The organism is Halovulum marinum (assembly GCF_009697225.1).
GTDB classification, from domain to species: domain Bacteria; phylum Pseudomonadota; class Alphaproteobacteria; order Rhodobacterales; family Rhodobacteraceae; genus Halovulum; species Halovulum marinum.
The window spans coordinates 339,728-356,826 of sequence record NZ_WIND01000001.1; the positions used below are offsets into that span (position 1 = coordinate 339,728).

At 69.0% G+C, this 17,099-nt stretch carries 15 protein-coding genes and 1 tRNA gene; 12 read left to right on the plus strand and 4 right to left on the minus strand.

The features are described from left to right. Positions 1 to 4: 4 nt before the first annotated feature. Complete coding sequence (locus GE300_RS01780; protein WP_154444321.1) at positions 5 to 1,168, minus strand: isovaleryl-CoA dehydrogenase; 1,164 nt, start codon at positions 1,166 to 1,168, stop codon at positions 5 to 7. A gap of 183 nt (positions 1,169 to 1,351) precedes the next feature. On the opposite strand from GE300_RS01780, the gene GE300_RS01785 reads away from it, so the two are divergent. The 3 genes from GE300_RS01785 (at position 1,352) to hisH (ending at position 3,059) form a co-directional block, all read left to right on the plus strand. Next, positions 1,352 to 1,684 (plus strand): GYD domain-containing protein, encoded by a 333-nt coding sequence (locus GE300_RS01785; RefSeq protein WP_154444323.1) that lies wholly within the window; start codon positions 1,352 to 1,354, stop codon positions 1,682 to 1,684. 143 nt (positions 1,685 to 1,827) lie between these two features. Next, a complete protein-coding gene (gene hisB / locus GE300_RS01790) occupies positions 1,828 to 2,421 on the plus strand; it encodes an imidazoleglycerol-phosphate dehydratase HisB (RefSeq protein ID WP_154444325.1) in 594 nt (197 codons plus the stop codon). Further along, positions 2,418 to 3,059: an imidazole glycerol phosphate synthase subunit HisH gene (gene hisH, locus GE300_RS01795; protein WP_154444327.1), complete on the plus strand. Its 642-nt coding sequence runs from the start codon at positions 2,418 to 2,420 to the stop codon at positions 3,057 to 3,059. Before hisB ends, hisH begins: the two co-directional genes overlap by 4 nt. A gap of 27 nt (positions 3,060 to 3,086) precedes the next feature. Here the strand turns inward: hisH and GE300_RS01800 are convergent, their stop codons facing one another. Continuing rightward, positions 3,087 to 4,460 (minus strand): multicopper oxidase family protein, encoded by a 1,374-nt coding sequence (locus GE300_RS01800; protein ID WP_325063057.1) that lies wholly within the window; start codon positions 4,458 to 4,460, stop codon positions 3,087 to 3,089. A 12-nt stretch (positions 4,461 to 4,472) separates the two neighbouring features. Beyond that, positions 4,473 to 6,278, minus strand: coding sequence for a PHA/PHB synthase family protein (locus GE300_RS01805; RefSeq protein ID WP_233416702.1), 1,806 nt, complete (start codon positions 6,276 to 6,278; stop codon positions 4,473 to 4,475). 68 nt (positions 6,279 to 6,346) lie between these two features. Here GE300_RS01805 and GE300_RS01810 point away from each other — a divergent pair, with 68 nt between their 5' ends. From GE300_RS01810 to GE300_RS01845, 8 genes are all read left to right on the plus strand, one after another. Then, on the plus strand, positions 6,347 to 6,676 hold the full coding sequence (locus GE300_RS01810) for a hypothetical protein (RefSeq protein WP_154444329.1): 330 nt from the start codon (positions 6,347 to 6,349) through the stop codon (positions 6,674 to 6,676). 77 nt (positions 6,677 to 6,753) lie between these two features. Beyond that, on the plus strand, positions 6,754 to 7,992 hold the full coding sequence (locus GE300_RS01815; RefSeq protein WP_154444331.1) for an LL-diaminopimelate aminotransferase: 1,239 nt from the start codon (positions 6,754 to 6,756) through the stop codon (positions 7,990 to 7,992). Beyond that, entirely contained in the window at positions 7,989 to 8,327 is a 339-nt protein-coding gene (locus GE300_RS01820) for a hypothetical protein (RefSeq protein WP_154444333.1), read from the plus strand. The genes GE300_RS01815 and GE300_RS01820 overlap by 4 nt, the downstream gene beginning before the upstream one ends. Before the next feature lie 75 nt (positions 8,328 to 8,402). Then, positions 8,403 to 9,692, plus strand: a complete 1,290-nt coding sequence (locus GE300_RS01825; RefSeq protein WP_154444335.1) for a homoserine dehydrogenase — start codon at positions 8,403 to 8,405, stop codon at positions 9,690 to 9,692. Positions 9,693 to 9,778: 86 nt separating this feature from the next. Continuing rightward, positions 9,779 to 10,741: a class II fructose-bisphosphatase gene (glpX, locus tag GE300_RS01830; RefSeq protein ID WP_154444337.1), complete on the plus strand. Its 963-nt coding sequence runs from the start codon at positions 9,779 to 9,781 to the stop codon at positions 10,739 to 10,741. After that, complete coding sequence (locus GE300_RS01835) at positions 10,738 to 11,043, plus strand: hypothetical protein (RefSeq protein WP_154444339.1); 306 nt, start codon at positions 10,738 to 10,740, stop codon at positions 11,041 to 11,043. The genes glpX and GE300_RS01835 overlap by 4 nt, the downstream gene beginning before the upstream one ends. A gap of 68 nt (positions 11,044 to 11,111) precedes the next feature. Further along, on the plus strand, positions 11,112 to 12,791 hold the full coding sequence (gene recJ / locus GE300_RS01840; protein ID WP_154444780.1) for a single-stranded-DNA-specific exonuclease RecJ: 1,680 nt from the start codon (positions 11,112 to 11,114) through the stop codon (positions 12,789 to 12,791). A 76-nt stretch (positions 12,792 to 12,867) separates the two neighbouring features. Then, a tRNA-Glu gene (locus tag GE300_RS01845) sits at positions 12,868 to 12,943 on the plus strand. 477 nt (positions 12,944 to 13,420) lie between these two features. On the opposite strand, the gene GE300_RS01850 is transcribed toward GE300_RS01845, so the two are convergent. After that, entirely contained in the window at positions 13,421 to 14,119 is a 699-nt protein-coding gene (locus tag GE300_RS01850) for a cyclic nucleotide-binding domain-containing protein (protein WP_154444341.1), read from the minus strand. 255 nt (positions 14,120 to 14,374) lie between these two features. Between GE300_RS01850 and GE300_RS23650 the strand changes: the two genes are divergently transcribed. Further along, positions 14,375 to 17,098 (plus strand): nitrate/nitrite transporter, encoded by a 2,724-nt coding sequence (locus GE300_RS23650; protein WP_154444343.1) that lies wholly within the window; start codon positions 14,375 to 14,377, stop codon positions 17,096 to 17,098. Position 17,099 lies beyond the last annotated feature (1 nt).

A 17,099-nucleotide genomic window follows, 5' to 3' on the forward strand; every position in this document is an offset into this window, starting at 1 on the left:
CGGCCTATTCCGTCGCCTTCATCAGCTCGCGCCCGATCAGCATCCGGCGGATCTCGGAGGTGCCGGCGCCGATCTCCATCAGCTTGGCGTCGCGCATGATCCGCGCCAGCGGCGAGTCGTTCATGTAGCCTGCGCCGCCCATTGCCTGGACGCCCTGCACCGCCATCTCCATCGCCTTTTCCGAGGCGTAGAGCACGCAGCCCGCCGCATCCTGCCGCGTCACCTGGCCCCGGTCGCAGGCCTTGGCGACCTCGTAGACATAGGCCCGGCAGGCGTTCATCGTCGAGTAGATGTCGGCGATCTTGCCCTGCATCAGCTGGAACTCCCCGATCTTCTGCCCGAACTGCTTGCGCTCGTGCATGTAGGGCATGATGTGATCGAGGATCGCGTGCATCAGGCCGATGCCGATGCCCGACAGCACCACGCGCTCGTAGTCGAGGCCCGACATCAGCACCCGCACGCCCTGCCCTTCCTGCCCCAGCACGTTCCCGAACGGCACCTCGACGTTGTCGAAGGTGATCTCGGCGGTGTTCGATCCGCGCATGCCCAGCTTGTCGAAATGCGGCCCGACCGAGAATCCGGTCATCTCGCGCTCGATCAGGAAGGCGGTGATGCCCTGCGCGCCCGCGTCCGGGTCGGTCTTGGCGTAGACCACCAGCACGCCGGCGTCCGGGCTGTTGGTGATCCAGTATTTCGAGCCGTTCAGCACATAGCGGTCGTTGCGTTTCTCGGCGCGCAGCCTCATCGACACCACGTCCGAGCCGGCCCCGGCCTCGGACATCGCCAGGCTGCCGACCGTCCGCCCCGAGATCAGCCCCGGAAGGAAGGCCGCCTTCTGCTCCGGCGTGCCGTTCAGCGCGATCTGGTTGACGCACAGGTTGGAATGCGCGCCGTAGCTGAGACTGACCGAGGCCGAGGCGCGGGCGATCTCCTCGACCGCGACGACATGCGCCAGATAGCCCATGCCCGCGCCGCCGTCGGCCTCGGGAACGGTGATGCCCAGCAGGCCGAGCTCGCCCATCTCGGACCAGAGCGCGTTCGGAAACCGGTTGTCGCGGTCGATCTGCACCGCAAGCGGCGCCACCCGCTCCTGCGCCCAGCGGTGTACCATGTCGCGCAGCGCCTCGACATCCTCGCCGCAGTCGAATCGCATCGACGCCGTGAACATGCGCCGTCCTCCCCTTTTTCTAGAACTGAACAGATGTTCATATAGATTTCAAGCCCGCTGTTGGCGCGCTGCCCGATCCCGGCCGCGCGCACCGTCGGCAGCCGTCCAGCCGGAGGGGCGGAAAACGTGGTATCCTGCAGGCCCCGACGGTCCGTCGGGATCAGTAACGAGGGAGCGATCGTCATGACCAGATACCTGACCCAGTTCCGGTATTCGTCCAACTCCGTCGCAGCGATGGTGAAGAAGCCGCAGGACCGCCGCGCCGCCGCCGAAAAGCTGTTCGGCGCCGCGGGCGGCGAGATCGAATGCATGTACTTCTGCTTCGGCGAGTACGATGGCCTGGTAATCACCGAGTTCCCGACCGACGTGGCGGCGGCCTCGGCGCTGCTGGCGGCGGGGTCGAGCGGAGCGTTCTCGGCGCTGAAGACCACGGTGCTGATCCCGAACGAGCGCGGGATCGAGGCGATGGAGGCCGCAGGCAAGGTTGCGCGCGAGTACACGCCCCCCACCGGCTGAGCCGGCACCGGCCAGGCGCGGCGGTCGGCAACCCGCCGCCCGCCGCGTGGCCCGCAGACGGGATTCTGGCAAGGTGATCGAAGCCGGGCTTCCCCCCGCTCCGGCGCCCCGCTACAACGCGGTGCGACCAAAGCGAGGGCCCCATGCGCAAAGCGACGGTAGAACGGAACACGGCAGAGACGAAGATCCGCGTCGAAATCGACCTGGACGGGACCGGGCACTTTGAAAACGCGACCGGCGTGGGGTTCTTCGACCACATGCTCGACCAGCTGGCCCGGCACGCGCTGATCGACCTGAAGGTCGCGGCCGAGGGCGACACCCACATCGACGACCACCACACCGTCGAGGACGTCGGCATCGCCATCGGCAAGGCCCTGTCGCAGGCGGTCGGCGACAAGCGCGGCATCCGGCGCTACGGCGCGTGCCTGCTGCCGATGGACGACACGCTTGTGCGCGCCGCGCTGGACCTGAGCGGGCGGCCGTTCCTGGTGTGGAAGGTGGCGTTCACCGCCCCCACCATCGGCGCCTTCGACACCGAGCTGGTGCGCGAGTTCTTCCAGGCGCTCAGCACCCACGGCGGCATCACCCTGCACGTCGAGCGGATCGACGGCGTCAACAGCCACCACATCGCCGAGGCCGCGTTCAAGGCGGTGGCGCGCGCGCTGCGCGACGCGCTGGAGACCGATCCGCGCACCGCGACATCGGTGCCGTCCACGAAGGGCACGCTGAGCGAATGAGCACGGTCATCATCGACTACGAATCCGGCAACCTGCACTCGGCCGAGAAAAGCTTTCAGCGGATGGCGGCGGAAACCGGCGCCGGCGCGGTGGTGGTGACCTCGGACCCGGACACCGTGCGCGGCGCGGACCGCATCGTGCTGCCCGGCGTCGGCGCCTTCGCCGACTGCCGCGCCGGGCTGGACGCGATCCCCGGCATGGTCGATGCGCTGGAGGAACGGGTTCTCGCCGGCGGCGTGCCGTTCATGGGCATCTGCGTCGGCCAGCAGCTGATGACCACCATCGGCCGCGAGCATGGCGCCGACGCCCCCGGCTTCGGCTGGATCCCGGGCGAGTGCGTGCGCATCGCCCCCGAGGACCCGGCGCTGAAGATCCCGCACATGGGCTGGAACGCGCTGGAGAACCTTGCCCCGCACCCGGTGTTCGCCGGGCTGGCCGAGGGCGATCACGCCTATTTCGTGCACTCCTATCACGTGAAGCCGACGAACGCGGACGACGTGCTGGCGGTGACCGATTACGGCGGGCCGATCACCGCCGCGATCGGCCGCGACAACATGATCGGCACCCAGTTCCACCCCGAGAAAAGCCAGCGCACCGGCCTGCTGCTGATCGCGAACTTCCTGATCTGGAAGCCCTGAGCACTGCCGCCGGCGATGCCGCGCCGTCTAGACGACGCGGATCCAGGTGCCCATGCCGGCGGCATGGTGCGACAGCATGTGGCAGTGGAACAGCCAGTCGCCCGGGTTGTCCAGCAGCACCGCGATCTCGCGCACGCTGCCCGGATCGACCAGGAACGTGTCCCGCGCCGGGCCCATGCCGCCGGTGGGCAGCACCTCGCGGACGTGATGGCCGTGCAGGTGCATGGCGTGCGGAAACGCGGTCTGGTTGACGATCGGGATGCGCAGCGTCTCGCCGCGGGCCACCTCGGCCATGGGATCGGGGGGCGCGCCGGCCTGCCCGTTCAGCGCCCAGAAGATGCCCTGCTGCGCCAGCGCCTGACCGTCGAGCGTCTCGCCCCGGAACACCGCCTCGCGCAGGCCGCGCATCGCGCCGCCGTCTATCCGCAGCGGCACGCTGCGCGCCTCGCCCGGTTGCGGCAGCGCCAGCTGCGCCGGGTTCGGCGGCAATGCCGCCAGCGCACCGCGCCGCGCGCCACCGCCGTCCTCGATCGGGAACGCGGCCAGCGCGAAGCCCTCGCCCTGGAAGATCTCCAGCACGAACGCCTCCTGCCCGACCTCGCCGGTGACGTCGGCGATCAGGTCGACACGGCCGCCGGGGGCGACGAACATCTGCCCGATCGGCAGCGGCTGCTCCAGCGGCATGCCGTCGACCGCCGCGATCCAGCCGCTGAGCCCCTGCACCGACAGCTCGAAGATGCGGCCCGGCGCGGTGTTGATCAGCCGCAGCCGCAGCCGCTCGTGCCGGCGCACCGGCTGGCTGTAGGCGGCTTCGCCGTTGGTGGTGACGAAATTGCCGATCCGGCCGGCGTGCGCGGCGTCGTGCATGTTGTCGAAATCGCCGCTGATCGCGGCCGGATCGATCAGCCGCCAGTCGGACAGCGTCAGCACCAGGTCGCGGTCGACCTCGGGCGGTTCCGGCTCGTCGACGATCAGCGGCCCGGCCAGCCCGCGCGACACCTGCTCGATCGCCTTGAAGTGCGAGTGGTACCAGTAGGTGCCCGCGTCCGGCACGGCGAAATCGTAGGCGAAGCGCCCGCCGGGCGCGACCGCCTCCTGCGTCAGGCCGGGCACGCCGTCCATCGCGTTCTCCAGCCGGATGCCGTGCCAGTGCACGGTGGTCGGCCGCGGCAGGTCGTTGACCAGCTCGCGCGACACGCGCCCGCCCTGTGCCGCCCGGATCAGCGGGCCGGGCGCGGACCCGCCGTAGACCCACATCTCGGTCGCCGGGTATTCGGCCGGCGCCAGCTGCACCTGGCCGACCGCGGCCCGCAGCTCCTGGGTTCCTGCCCGCAGCGGGCCCCGCGGCAGGACAACCCCCGCCGCGATGCCGCCCAGCATCGCGCGTCGCGTCAGCTTCACCTTGACCTCATCTCAGCGCTTGTCGAAGCGCACCCTGACATATTCGCCCGGCGCATCGGCGAGCGCGCCCAGCGTCTTGCCCGGCTCGCGGGCGTTCACCTTCCGCCCCGAGCGCGCGGCCAGCCACTTGTCCCAGTCCGGCCACCAGCTGCCCGGCGTTTCCTCGGCCGCGGCCATCCACTCGGCGATGTCGGCGTGGGACATGTCCTCGTTGGTCCAGTACTGGTACTTCTGCGCCGCCGGCGGGTTCACCACTCCGGCGATGTGCCCCGAGCCCGACAGCACGAAGCGCACCTTGGCCTTGGTCATCAGCCGCGCGCCGCGATAGACCGACGCCGCCGGCGCGATGTGATCCTCGCGGGTGGCGACGTGATAGACCGGCCCCTTGATGTCGGCCAGCGTCACCGGCGTGCCCAGCACCCGGGTCCGCCCCGAGGCGAAGTCGTTGTCGTCGTAGAAATGGTCCAGGTAGAAATGATGGACCTTGGCCGGCATCGCGGTGGAATCGGCGTTCCAGTACAGCAGGTCGAACGGGAACGGGTCTTTGCCCAGCATGTAGTTGTTGACGACGTAGGACCAGATCAGGTCGTTCGACCGCAGCATGTTGAACGCCTGCGCCATCTTGTTGGCGGGCAGGTACCCTTTCTCCATCTCCTCGCCGACGGCGCGGATCGTCTGGTCGTCGACGAACACCTGCAACTCGCCCGCGTCGGCGAAATCCAGCTGCGCGGTGAAGAATGTGGCCGACGACACGCGCTTGTCGCCGGTCTTGCCGAAATAGGCCATCAGCGTGCCGGCCAGCGTGCCGCCGATGCAGTACGACGCCAGGTTCAGCGACGTCTGCCCGGTCTCTTCCAGCGCCTTGTCGATCGCGGTGATCGCGCCCTTGGTGATGTAGCTGTCCCAGGTCTCGTCGCGCTGGCGCTCGTCCGGGTTGACCCACGAGATCATGAACACGGTGTGGCCCTGCGCCACCAGCCACTTCACCATCGACTTCTTCTCGTTCAGGTCCAGCACGTAGTACTTGTTGATCCACGGCGGGATGATCAGCAGCGGCCTGGCATGCACCTTCTCGGTCGTCGGGGTGTACTGGATCAGCTCCAGCAGATCGTTGCGGAACACCACCTTGCCCGGGCTGATCGCCATGTCGCGGCCGACCTCGAACGCGTCCATGTCGGTCTGCCGGATCAGCAACTGGCCCTTGCCGCGCTCCAGGTCCGCCAGCATCATCTTCAGCCCGCGCACCAGGTTCGCGCCCTTCTCCTCGGCGGTGGCCTCGAGGACCTCGGGGTTGAGGGCGAAGAAATTCGCCGGGTTCATCGCCTCGACGAAGTTGCGGGTGTAGAACTCGGCCTTCCTGCGCTCGCGCGGGTCCATGTCGCCCAGGTTGTGGACCGTGTGGTTGATCCAGCCGGCGGTCAGCAGGTAGTTCTCCTTCAGATAGTCGAACAGCGCGTTCTCGGACCATTCCTTGTGCTGGAAGCGCTTGCCGGGGTCGGCCCTGCGCGGCAGGTCCGGGGTTTCGGCGTCCTTCGCGCCCAGCCATTTCAGCGTCGCCGCCTGCCACAGCGCGGCCTGGTCGGCCCACAGGTCCAGCGTCGCGTCGGCGACGTATTTCGGATTCTCGTACATGGCGCGGGCCAGTGCGATCCAGGCCGGCATCGTGTTCAGCGGGTCGGCGTTGCGCGGCATCCCCTCGCCGGCCTGCGCCTCGATGAAGCGTTTCCAGATCTTGTGCGAGATATCCATGACCTCGGTCATGTTCGCCGCGGTCTCGGCGCTCTGCCCCAGCAGCGTCTGGTCGGTATCGCTGGTCATGTTCCGGTCGCTTCCTTGCAGGTCATTTCCCCCGGCCCTATCCTCGCCGCAGTTTCGGAGACGCGGACATGGGCTCACTGACATCGTTTGTACCGCAACTGCGCGGACGCGTCACCAACGCGGCGTGGCTGATCCTGTGCGGCATGATCGCCGGCTGCGGCCTGCAGGCGCCCGACACCGGCTATGCGCCATCGGCGCAGGCGCGGGCGGCGGCGTTCCCGGCGCTGCTGCCGCAGCCGCAGGTCGAGTCGGCGATGGCGCCGGCGCCGCCCGCGGCCGACCTCGGCCCGCTGGCGGGCCGGGCCGAGGCGCTGCGGGCGCGCGCGCAAAGCCTGTCCGCGCCGGTACTGGACCCGGCGGCGCGGGCGCGCCTGCAATCGGCCGGCGGCGCCGGCTGAGCCGCGAAAACCGCTGGCGTTGATTGCGCCGCGGTCCTAAAACCCGCACACTTCACCCGCATCAAGAGGCCTGTCCGATGCCCGAGGAATTCTACCGCATCAAGCGTCTGCCCCCCTACGTGTTCGCCGAGGTGAACCGGCTGAAGGCAGAGTACCGCGCGGCAGGCATGGACATCATCGATTTCGGCATGGGCAATCCGGACATGGATACCCCCAGCCACATCGTCGACAAGCTGTGCGAGACGGTGCGCCGGCCGCGCACCCACCGCTATTCCGCCTCGAAGGGCATCCCCGGCCTGCGCCGCGCCCAGGCCGGCTATTACCAGCGCCGGTTCGGCGTCAAGCTGGACCCGGAATCCGAGGTGATCGCCACCCTCGGCTCGAAGGAAGGGCTGGCGAACCTGGCGATGGCGATCACCGCGCCGGGCGACGTGATGCTGGTGCCGAACCCCAGCTACCCGATCCACCCCTACGGCTTCATGATCGCCGGCGGCACCCTGCGCCACATCCAGACGCTGGAAGCCGACGGCAGGTTCCGCCCGGACGCCTACCTGCGCGCGCTGGAGCGGGCGGTGATGCACTCGGTGCCGAAGCCGGTGGCGGTGGTGGTCAGCTTCCCGTCGAACCCGACCGCACAGCTGGCCGACCTCGACTTCTATGCCGAGCTGGTGCGCTTCGCCCGCAAGCACGATCTGTGGGTGCTGAGCGATCTGGCCTATGCCGAAATCTATTTCGACGGCAACCCGCCGCCCTCGATCCTGCAGATCGACGGCGCCAAGGAGGTGGCGGTCGAGTTCACCTCGCTGTCCAAGACCTATGCCATGCCGGGCTGGCGCATGGGCTTCGCCGTCGGCAACAGCCGCCTGATCGGCGCGCTGACCCGGATCAAGAGCTATCTCGACTACGGCGCCTTCACGCCGGTGCAGGTCGCCGCCGCCGCGGCGCTGAACGGCCCGCAGGACTGCGTCGAGGAGATCCGCGGCATCTACCGCTCGCGCCGCGACGTGCTGGTCGAGTCGATGGCCCGCGCCGGCTGGGACATTCCCGCCCCGCCCGCGACCATGTTCGCCTGGGCGCCGATTCCGCCGGCCTTCGCCGACATGGGCTCGATGGCGTTCTCGAAAATGCTGCTGAAGGAGGCCGAGGTCGCGGTCTCGCCCGGCATCGGCTTCGGCGAATACGGCGAGGGCTACGTCCGCATCGGCCTGGTCGAGAACGAGCAGCGCATACGCCAGGCCGCCCGCAACATCCGCCAGGTGCTGAACGATCCGGAAAGGATGCTGGCCCGGCACGCGCCGGTCGAGGCCGCGGAATGACCGCGGCCGAGGACGCCTGGGACTGGGAGCATCAGCAGGCCGTCACCCGGTTGACCGTGCAGCGCATCCTGTCCGAATCCGGCCTGGCCGAGGGGGTCGCGGTCGAGCTCGACCTCGACTTCGTGCCCACCGACGCCGCGGACCGCGCCGCGGCGGTGCGCAAGCTGGGCATGTTCGGCTACGGCGTCGAGGCCGCCGAGGACGGTGCCCTGCGCGTCGCGGCCGGTTCGGTGCCGCTGGAGGCGGACGCCATCTGGCAGCACGAGGAACGCACCAGCCGGATCGCACTGATCCACGGCTACGAACCCGACGGCTGGGGCTTCGCCGAGCCCTGAGGCCGCCCCGGGCCTTGGGCTTGCGGGAGGGGCCGCCCTCGACTAAGGGAACGCGCGGGCAAACAGGGGACTTCCATGACCGCACCGCTGCGCATCGCGATCGCCGGACTCGGGACCGTCGGCAGCGGGCTGATCCGCATTCTGCAGACCCATCCGGACCTGCTGGCGCGCCGGGCCGGCCGCCCGATCGAGATCGTCGCCGTCACCGCCCGCTCGCGCGGCAAGGACCGCGGCGTCGAGCTGTCGGGCTACGGCTGGGAGGACGACCCGGTGGTGCTGGCCCGGCGCGACGACATCGAGCTGTTCGTCGAGGTGATGGGCGGCGAGGACGGCCCCGCCAAGGCCGCGACCGAGGCCGCGCTGGCCGCCGGCAAGCACGTCGTCACCGCCAACAAGGCGATGCTGGCGCGGCATGGCTTCGCGCTGGCCCGGCAGGCGGAAGACAGCAACGTCGCGCTGCGCTTCGAGGCCGCCGTCGCCGGCGGCATCCCCTGCGTCAAGGCGCTGACCGAGGGGCTGGCCGGCAACGCCGTCTCGCGCGTGCTGGGGGTGATGAACGGCACCTGCAACTACATCCTGACCGAGATGGAGCGCACCGGCGGCGACTACGACAACATCCTCGCCGACGCGCAGCGGCTGGGCTACGCCGAGGCCGACCCGTCGTTCGACGTCGGCGGCCAGGACGCGGCGCAGAAGCTGGCGCTGCTGTCCGCGACCGCCTTCGGCACCCAGGTCGACTACGACGGGATCAAGATCGAGGGTATCGAGCGCATCACCCTGACCGACATCCGCTACGCCCGCGATCTGGGCTACCGGATCAAGCTGCTCGGCGTCGCCGCGCAGACCGGCGAGGGGGTCGAGCAGCGGATGCAGCCCTGCCTGGTGCCGATGTCCTCGCCGCTGGGCCAGCTCGAGGGCGTGGCCAACATGGTGGTGCTGGAGGGCGACGCCGTCGGGCAGACCGTCTACCAGGGGCCGGGCGCCGGCGCCGGTCCGACCGCCTCGGCGGTGATGGCCGACATCATCGACATCGCCCGCGGCCTGGTGATCCCGGCGTTCGGCGTGCCCACCGCCGATCTGGCCGCGCCGGTGCGCAGCGGCAGCTCGGCCGGCGCGCCGTACTACCTGCGGCTGGAGCTTGCCGACCGGCCGGGAACGCTGGCACAGGTCGCCGACGCGCTGGGACAGGCCGGCATCTCGATCGACCGCATGCGCCAGATCCAGCACGAATCGGACGCCGCGGCGCCGGTGCTGATCGTCACGCACGGCTGCACCCGCGCCGCGCTCGACGGGGCGCTGCGCCGGATCGGCGCGCTGGACGTCGCCACCGCCGCGCCCGTCGCCTACCGCATCGAGCCGGTTTGAAGCCGGCGCGCCGCGCTGCGGCCTTCCCCGCGCGGCGACACCCGTGTAGACCCGGTAGCTGAACGGTCCGCATCAGGAGGAACTCAATGGCCGACGAACTCTTCGCCGACAGGATGCTGTCGCTGGGCCTTGCCCGCGTCTCGGAAGCCGCGGCGATCGCAAGCGCCAAGCTGATCGGCACCGGTGACGAGAAGGCGGCCGACCAGGCGGCCGTGGACGCCATGCGCAAGCAGCTGAACATGCTGGACATTTCCGGCGTCGTCGTCATCGGCGAGGGCGAGCGCGACGAGGCGCCGATGCTGTACATCGGCGAAGAGGTCGGCACCGGCGACGGGCCGGGTGTGGACATCGCGCTGGACCCGCTGGAGGGCACCACGCTGACCGCCAAGGACATGCCGAACGCGCTGGCGGTGATTGCCATGGGGCCGCGCAACTCGATGCTGCACGCGCCCGACGTCTACATGGACAAGCTGGCGATCGGCCCGGGCTATCCCGAGGGCCTGCTGCACCTGGACATGAGCCCGTCGGAGCGGGTGGCGGCGCTGGCCAGGCACCGCGGCTGCAGCCCGCGCGACATCATGGTCTGCGTGCTGGAGCGCCCGCGCCACACCGACCTGATCGCCGAGCTGCGCGACACCGGCGCCCGCATCCGCCTGATCACCGACGGCGACGTGGCCGGCGTGATCCACACCGCCGAGGCTCGCAAGACCGGCATCGACATGTACATGGGCGCCGGCGGCGCCCCCGAGGGCGTGCTGGCGGCCGCGGCGATGAAGTGCATGGGCGGCCAGATCCAGGGCCGGCTCATGTTCCGCAACGACGACGAGCGCGGCCGCGCGACCAAGGCCGGGATCACCGATTTCGACCGGGTCTACTCGCGCGACGACATGGTTACCCAGGACGTGATCTTCGCCGCCACCGGCGTCACCGACGGCAGCCTGGTGTCGGGCGCGCGCCGCGACGGCGACTACCTGGAGACCGAGACCATCCTGATGCGCTCCAAGACCGGCTCGGTCCGCCGGCTGTTCTACCGTCAGAAGAACCAGTGACCCGCAAGGTCGGATACGGCGACAGCACCGACCCCGCGGCCGCCCGCGCGGCGGCCGGGCCGGACGCGCCCGCGGAGCGCGGCCCCCGCTTCCCGCGCGGCGCCGTGATCGCGGCGCTGGCCTTCGCGGCCGGCGGCGCGGTCTGCCTGTTCCTGGCCCTGCGCGCGCTCGACGACGGCACCGTCGAACGCTTCGCCCTGTTCGCCGTCCTGGGCATCGGCCTGCTGGTCACCGGGCTGTCCCGGCTGCTGAAGATGGCGCTGGGGCTGGCCCCGGGCGGAGGCCCGCGAGGCCGCCGGTGAGCGATCCCTTCCTCGGTGTCGCGCGCTCCCTGACCGGCCGGCGCTGGACCGGCCCGCCGGCCGACCACATGCGCCTGGCGCAGGCGCTGGCGCAGCAGACCGGTCTGGCCGAGTCGATCTGCCTGATCCTCGCCCGCAGCGGCGTCTCCGCGCCCGAGGCCGAGGCCTATCTGGCCCCGACCCTGCGGGCGCTGATGCCCGATCCGTCGACGCTGAAGGACATGGACCGGGCGACCGAGATCGCTGCCGACCATCTGCAGCGGGGCAGCCGGGTCGCGATCTTCGCCGACTACGATGTCGACGGCGCCGCCTCGGCCGCGCTGCTGCACGACTGGCTGGGCCGGGTGGGGGTGCAGCCGACGATCTATGTCCCCGACCGCGTCGACGAGGGCTACGGGCCGAACACCCCCGCCATGCAGCAACTGGCCGCCGATCACGCGCTGATCCTCTGCGTCGATTGCGGAACGCTGTCGCACGCGCCGATCGCCGCCGCCCGCGCGGCCGGCGCCGAGGTGATCGTGCTGGACCACCACCTGGGCGGCGAGACCCTTCCGGACGCCGGCGCGGTGGTGAACCCGAATCGCCAGGACGAAGACGGCGAACTGGGCCATCTGTGTGCGGCCGGCGTCGTGTTCATGTTCCTGGTGTCGCTGAACCGCGCGCGCCGCGACGCGGGCGCCGCGACCCCCGACCTGATGGCGATGCTGGACCTGGTGGCGCTGGCCACCGTCGCCGACGTGGCGCCGCTGGTCGGCCTGAACCGGGCGCTGGTGCGGCAGGGGCTGGCGGTGATGGCGCGCCGGGCGCGGCCGGGGCTGGCCGCGCTTGCCGACACGGCCGGGCTGTCCGCGCCGCCCGCGCCCTACCACCTGGGCTATGTGCTGGGCCCGCGCATCAACGCCGGGGGCCGGGTCGGGCAGGCCGATCTGGGCACGCGGCTGCTGACCGAGACCGACCCGCAGCGCGCGGCGGCGCTGGCCGCCCGGCTCGACGCCTTCAACGTCGAGCGCCGCGCGATCGAGGCCGAGGTGCAGGCCCGGGCCATCGCCCAGGCCGAGGCGCGCGGCACCGACGCGCCGCTGGTCTGGGCCGCCGGCGAGGGCTGGCATCCGGGTGTCGTCGGCATCGTCGCCGCCCGCCTGAAAGAGGCGTTCAACCGGCCGGCGGTGGTGATCGGGCTGGACCGGGGCATCGGCAAGGGCTCCGGCCGGTCGGTGCCGGGCGTGGACCTGGGCGCCGCGGTCGCGGCCTGCACCGCCGAGGGCCTGCTGATGCGCGGCGGCGGCCACCGCATGGCGGCCGGCCTTACGGTCGCCGAGGCGCAATTGCCCGAGGCGATGGCGCGCCTGTCGGCGCTGCTGGCGCGGCAGGGCGCCGGAACCGCCGGGCCGGCGGACCTGCAGATCGGCGGCGTGCTCAGCGCCACGGCCGCCAGCGCCGACTTCGTCGAACTGCTGGAGCGCGCCGGCCCGTTCGGCGCGGGCGCGCCGCAGCCGCGCTTCGCCCTGCCCGACGTCCGGATCCGCAACGCCCGCCGCGTCGGCGAGACGCATCTGAGCCTGCGCGTGGGCGACGGCGCGGCGCAGATCCAAGCGATGGCGTTCGGCGCGTTCGACGGCCCGCTCGGCGCCGCGCTGTGCGCCGGCGACGGCACCGGCTGGCACCTGGCCGGGCGGCTGGAGATCGACGACTGGGGCGGGCGACGCAAGGCGCGGCTGCGGCTCGAGGATGCCGCTCCGGCAAACTGAAAAAAACGGATCGACCTGCAAAAATGCGCTTGAACCCCATCGGCTAAGACAGTAGCTAGAGCGCCACGAAAGCGGAGCGCCCATCGTCTAGTGGTCTAGGACGCCGCCCTTTCACGGCGGAAACACGGGTTCGAGTCCCGTTGGGCGTGCCACTTTCGTATTCGACCCCTGGAATCGTCGGGTTTCCCGAAAAAACGTGGCCCACGAATTCGGCGTGGGGCCACCTTCGCCACGCATGATTCCGCATCACGTTCATCGCCAGTTCCGCCATCCGGCGGCGTCCTTCGTGTAGACTGCGGCGGTCTCGGCCTTGGTACATGCGAGTACCGGCGGCCCTCGGTGGTGGCGCCCGTCGCCGCCGGCCTGTGGCCCGAATTGGCGGGACCGCTCAACGTTGCAGCGGGGCTTGGCTGGATGGCGGTCTTCGCGGGGGGCACCGTCCTCTACGGTTCCCTGTTGCTACGGTTGCCTGCAGCGAGGCGGATCTGACGGTTCAAGGCGACGGGTTGGCTCGCGTTCATCCTGGGTTATGCGGTTCACGTTCGATCGGCCTAGTCAGCACGGCGACGGCCTTGCAAACATCGGGATGCGCCCCGGCGATGCCGGGCATGGGTTTCGTTGTCAGGCCATCAGCTTGAATGATCGTCGATCAGCGGATTGGGTTTGGCGAAGTGCTCAAGATCCGCCTGATTGCCGATGGTGATGCGGGTTCCGTTCACAGCTACACCGTAAGGTTGCAGGCTCTTGAAGGCACGAGAGAGGTTTTCCGGGGTCATGCCCAACACCGACGCGAGCCGGCGCTTCTCGAAATCGAGCTCGAAAACAGCCCCGCCGCCAGCGTGCTTCTGTTGTCTGAGCAGGTAATTCGCAAGCCGCTCGAGCGACGTTCGGAGCTTCAGGTCCTTCTGGGCCCTGATGACGGAGCGATAGCCCTGCGCCAGTTCCGTGACGATCGCGCGGGCAAAGTTGCCGTCGGCGTCGAAAACCGCACGCACGTCCTGGCTGGGGATCAGGGCGATCCGGCTTTTTTCCAGCGTGCGCGCCGACATCAGATAAGGCGCGTCCTTGATCGTTGCGGCAAGGATGAAGGTCGAAACGGGGCGAACGGTCGCCATGCTCGTTTCCCGGCCGTTCCACGAAGAGAACAGATCGACCGAACCCGATATCACGATGTGGAAAAAGTCGCTGGGATCCCCTTCAGTGATCAATTCCATCTGTGCAGGAAAGTTCTGCACATAGGCGCCACGCATCAGGGATGCGAAATTCTCATCCGCCATCCGCGAGAAGAGGTTCAGCTTTCGCACATCCTGGTATTCTGAACCGGGCATGTCATCCCCTGCGCCTCGATTGATTAACAATCGTCATAAAGATGATTGATTAATATCAACCCATAAGCCGGCCTGTGCAGCTTGAACACTTGATCCGCATCGCGTGCCGGGCGGCAAATTTATGCCATCCATTTTTTTTCGCCATCGTTTTCGTCATTTCATGATCCAGATCAAGTCGTCCGCGCCGCTCCGGCCTCAGGTCTGTCGCCAAGCCCCGTGCAGGGGTGACAGCGTCCTTCTTGCCGGAGCCCTGCCATGCAGACCGCAGCCACAGCTACCCGCGCCGATCAGACGCGCGCCCTTGGCCTGAGCACGATTTCCTTCACCGCCTGTTTCGCGGTGTGGACGATCTTTTCAATCATCGGTGTCGCCATCAAGGCCGAGCTGGGACTGAGCGAATCCGAGTTCGGTCTGCTGGTGGCAACGCCGATCCTGACCGGGTCCATCACCCGGTTGTTCCTGGGCGTCTGGACCGAGAAATACGGCGGACGTCTGGTGTTCTCGGCGCAGATGATCCTGACGGCGATCGCCACCTGGGCGCTCACGCTGGCGGACAGCTACGTCATGTACCTGGTCGCGGCCCTCGGGATCGGCCTGGCGGGCGGGTCCTTCATCATCGGCGTGGCCTATGTCAGCCGCTGGTACGACGCCGGCCACCAGGGCACGGCGCTGGGTATCTTCGGCGCGGGCAATGTCGGCGCGGCCGTCACCAAGTTCGTCGCCCCCTTCGTCATGGTCGCCTATGGCTGGCACGGCGTGGCCTATGTGTGGGCCGCGGGACTTGCCGTCATCGGTGTGCTGTTCTTCCTGCTGGCCAAGGACGATCCGGAACTGGTGGAACGGCGCAAGACCGGGGCAAGGGCGCCCTCGCTCGCCCAGCAGTTCGCGCCGCTGAGGAACCTGCAGGTCTGGCGGTTCTCGCTCTACTACTTCTTCGTCTTCGGCGCGTTCGTGGCGTTGGCGCTGTGGATGCCGCACTACCTGATCGGCGTCTACGGCGTGGACGTGAAGACGGCGGGCATGGCCGCGGCCTCGTTCAGCCTGTCGGCTTCGCTTTTCCGCGCCTATGGCGGACATCTGAGCGACAAGTTCGGCGCGCGCCAGGTCATGTACTGGACCTTTGGCTTCGCGCTGGTCCTGCTGTTCATGCTGTCCTACCCGCCGACCGACTACGTGATTCAGGGCAAGGACGGCACGATCACCTTCTCCACCTCGATGGGATTCTGGCCGTTCATCGCTGTCCTGTTCACGCTCGGGTTCTTCATGAGCCTCGGCAAGGCAGCGGTGTTCAAGCACATCCCCGTCTACTATCCGAACCATGTCGGCGCGGTCGGTGGCCTTGTCGGCATGATCGGTGGGCTTGGCGGCTTCGTCCTGCCGATCATCTTCGGCGCGGCGCTGGATCTGACCGGCATCTACACCTCGGCCTTCGCGATCCTGTTCGGCCTTGTCGCCCTTGCGCTTGCCTGGATGCACCTGTCCATCCGCGCCATGGAACGCGCGGCCCAGGGCCGGGCGCTCGACGACCTGCCGAGCCTGCCCGAATTGCAGGACATCCACGTTCCGGGCAAGACGGTCATGCCACGGGTGCTGCAGGACTGGTGGCCGGAAGATCCCGAGTTCTGGAATGAAAGGGGCCGGGCGGTCGCCCGCCGCAACCTCTGGATCTCGATCCCCGCGCTGCTGCTGGCGTTCTCGGTCTGGATGGTGTGGTCGGTCGTCGTCGCGCGCCTGCCCGCCATCGGGTTCGACTTCACGCCGGGCCAGCTGTTCTGGCTGGCGGCGCTGCCGGGGCTTTCGGGCGCGACGCTGCGGATCTTCTACAGCTTCATGGTGCCGGTTTTCGGCGGGCGGCTGTGGACGACGCTTTCGACCGCCTCGCTGCTGCTGCCCGCCATGGGCATCGGATACGCGGTGCAGAATCCCGACACGCCTTACCTGATCTTCCTCGTCCTTGCCCTTCTGTGCGGTTTCGGCGGCGGCAATTTCGCCTCCAGCATGGCCAATATCGGTTACTTCTTCCCGAAGGCCGAAAAGGGCAATGCGCTGGCGCTGAATGCAGGCCTGGGCAACCTGGGCGTGTCGGTGATGCAGTTCCTCGTGCCCATCGTCATCACGGCGGGTGTGTTCGGTGCGCTCGGCGGACAGCCGCAAACCATGTCCGACGGTGGACAACTGTGGATGCAGAACGCCGGTTTCGTCTGGGTGCCCTTCATCCTTGCCGCCACCATCGCCGCCTGGCTGGGCATGAACGACATCGCCGACGCGCGCGCCAGCTTCGCCGACCAGGCGGTGATCTTCGGCCGCAAGCACAACTGGCTGATGTGCGTCCTCTACACCGGCACCTTCGGCAGCTTCATCGGCTACTCGGCTGGCTTCCCGCTGCTGACCCGGCTTGCCTTTCCGGATGTGAACGCGCTCAACTACGTTTTTCTCGGGCCGCTGGTGGGCGCGCTCAGCCGCGCCGGAACCGGCTGGGTCAGCGATCGCTTCGGCGGGGGCCGGGTGACGTTCTGGACCTTTGGCGCGATGATCGCGGCCACCTTCGGCGTGATCTTCTTCCTCGGCGTCGGCTCGTTCATCGGCTTCTTCGCCTGCTTCATCGCGCTGTTCTTCCTGACCGGTGTCGGCAACGCATCGACCTTCCAGATGATCCCGGTGATCATGGGCCGCGAAGTGCCGCGCCTGATGCCGCATCTGGGTCTCGACGAACGCAAGCGCCAGATCGCCATGGAGTCGGGCGCGATCACGGCCTTCACGTCGGCGATCGCGGCCTACGGCGCCTTCTTCATTCCCAAGGCCTACGGCACCTCCATCGCGATGACCGGCTCGGCCGTCGGGGCGCTGTGGGCCTTCCTGGCCTTCTATGTGATCTGCATCGCGATCACCTGGGCCGTCTACACGCGTCCCGGCGGCCTGCTGCACGACATCGAACACGGGCGCGGCACCACCGGCGCCACCGCCCAGCCCGCGCAATGAT

Bases quoted from the DNA above. Each gene is read 5' to 3' on its own strand.
- GE300_RS01850 (WP_154444341.1), bottom strand. From the start codon at position 14,119: ATGCCCGGTTCAGAATACCAGGATGTGCGAAAGCTGAACCTCTTCTCG.
- GE300_RS01780 (WP_154444321.1), bottom strand. From the start codon at position 1,168: ATGTTCACGGCGTCGATGCGATTCGACTGCGGCGAGGATGTCGAGGCG.
- recJ (WP_154444780.1), top strand. From the start codon at position 11,112: ATGCGCCTGGCGCAGGCGCTGGCGCAGCAGACCGGTCTGGCCGAGTCG.
- hisH (WP_154444327.1), top strand. From the start codon at position 2,418: ATGAGCACGGTCATCATCGACTACGAATCCGGCAACCTGCACTCGGCC.
- GE300_RS01810 (WP_154444329.1), top strand. From the start codon at position 6,347: ATGGGCTCACTGACATCGTTTGTACCGCAACTGCGCGGACGCGTCACC.
- GE300_RS01825 (WP_154444335.1), top strand. From the start codon at position 8,403: ATGACCGCACCGCTGCGCATCGCGATCGCCGGACTCGGGACCGTCGGC.
- GE300_RS23650 (WP_154444343.1), top strand. From the start codon at position 14,375: ATGCAGACCGCAGCCACAGCTACCCGCGCCGATCAGACGCGCGCCCTT.
- GE300_RS01785 (WP_154444323.1), top strand. From the start codon at position 1,352: ATGACCAGATACCTGACCCAGTTCCGGTATTCGTCCAACTCCGTCGCA.
- GE300_RS01815 (WP_154444331.1), top strand. From the start codon at position 6,754: ATGCCCGAGGAATTCTACCGCATCAAGCGTCTGCCCCCCTACGTGTTC.
- glpX (WP_154444337.1), top strand. From the start codon at position 9,779: ATGGCCGACGAACTCTTCGCCGACAGGATGCTGTCGCTGGGCCTTGCC.
- GE300_RS01805 (WP_233416702.1), bottom strand. From the start codon at position 6,278: ATGACCAGCGATACCGACCAGACGCTGCTGGGGCAGAGCGCCGAGACC.
- hisB (WP_154444325.1), top strand. From the start codon at position 1,828: ATGCGCAAAGCGACGGTAGAACGGAACACGGCAGAGACGAAGATCCGC.
- GE300_RS01820 (WP_154444333.1), top strand. From the start codon at position 7,989: ATGACCGCGGCCGAGGACGCCTGGGACTGGGAGCATCAGCAGGCCGTC.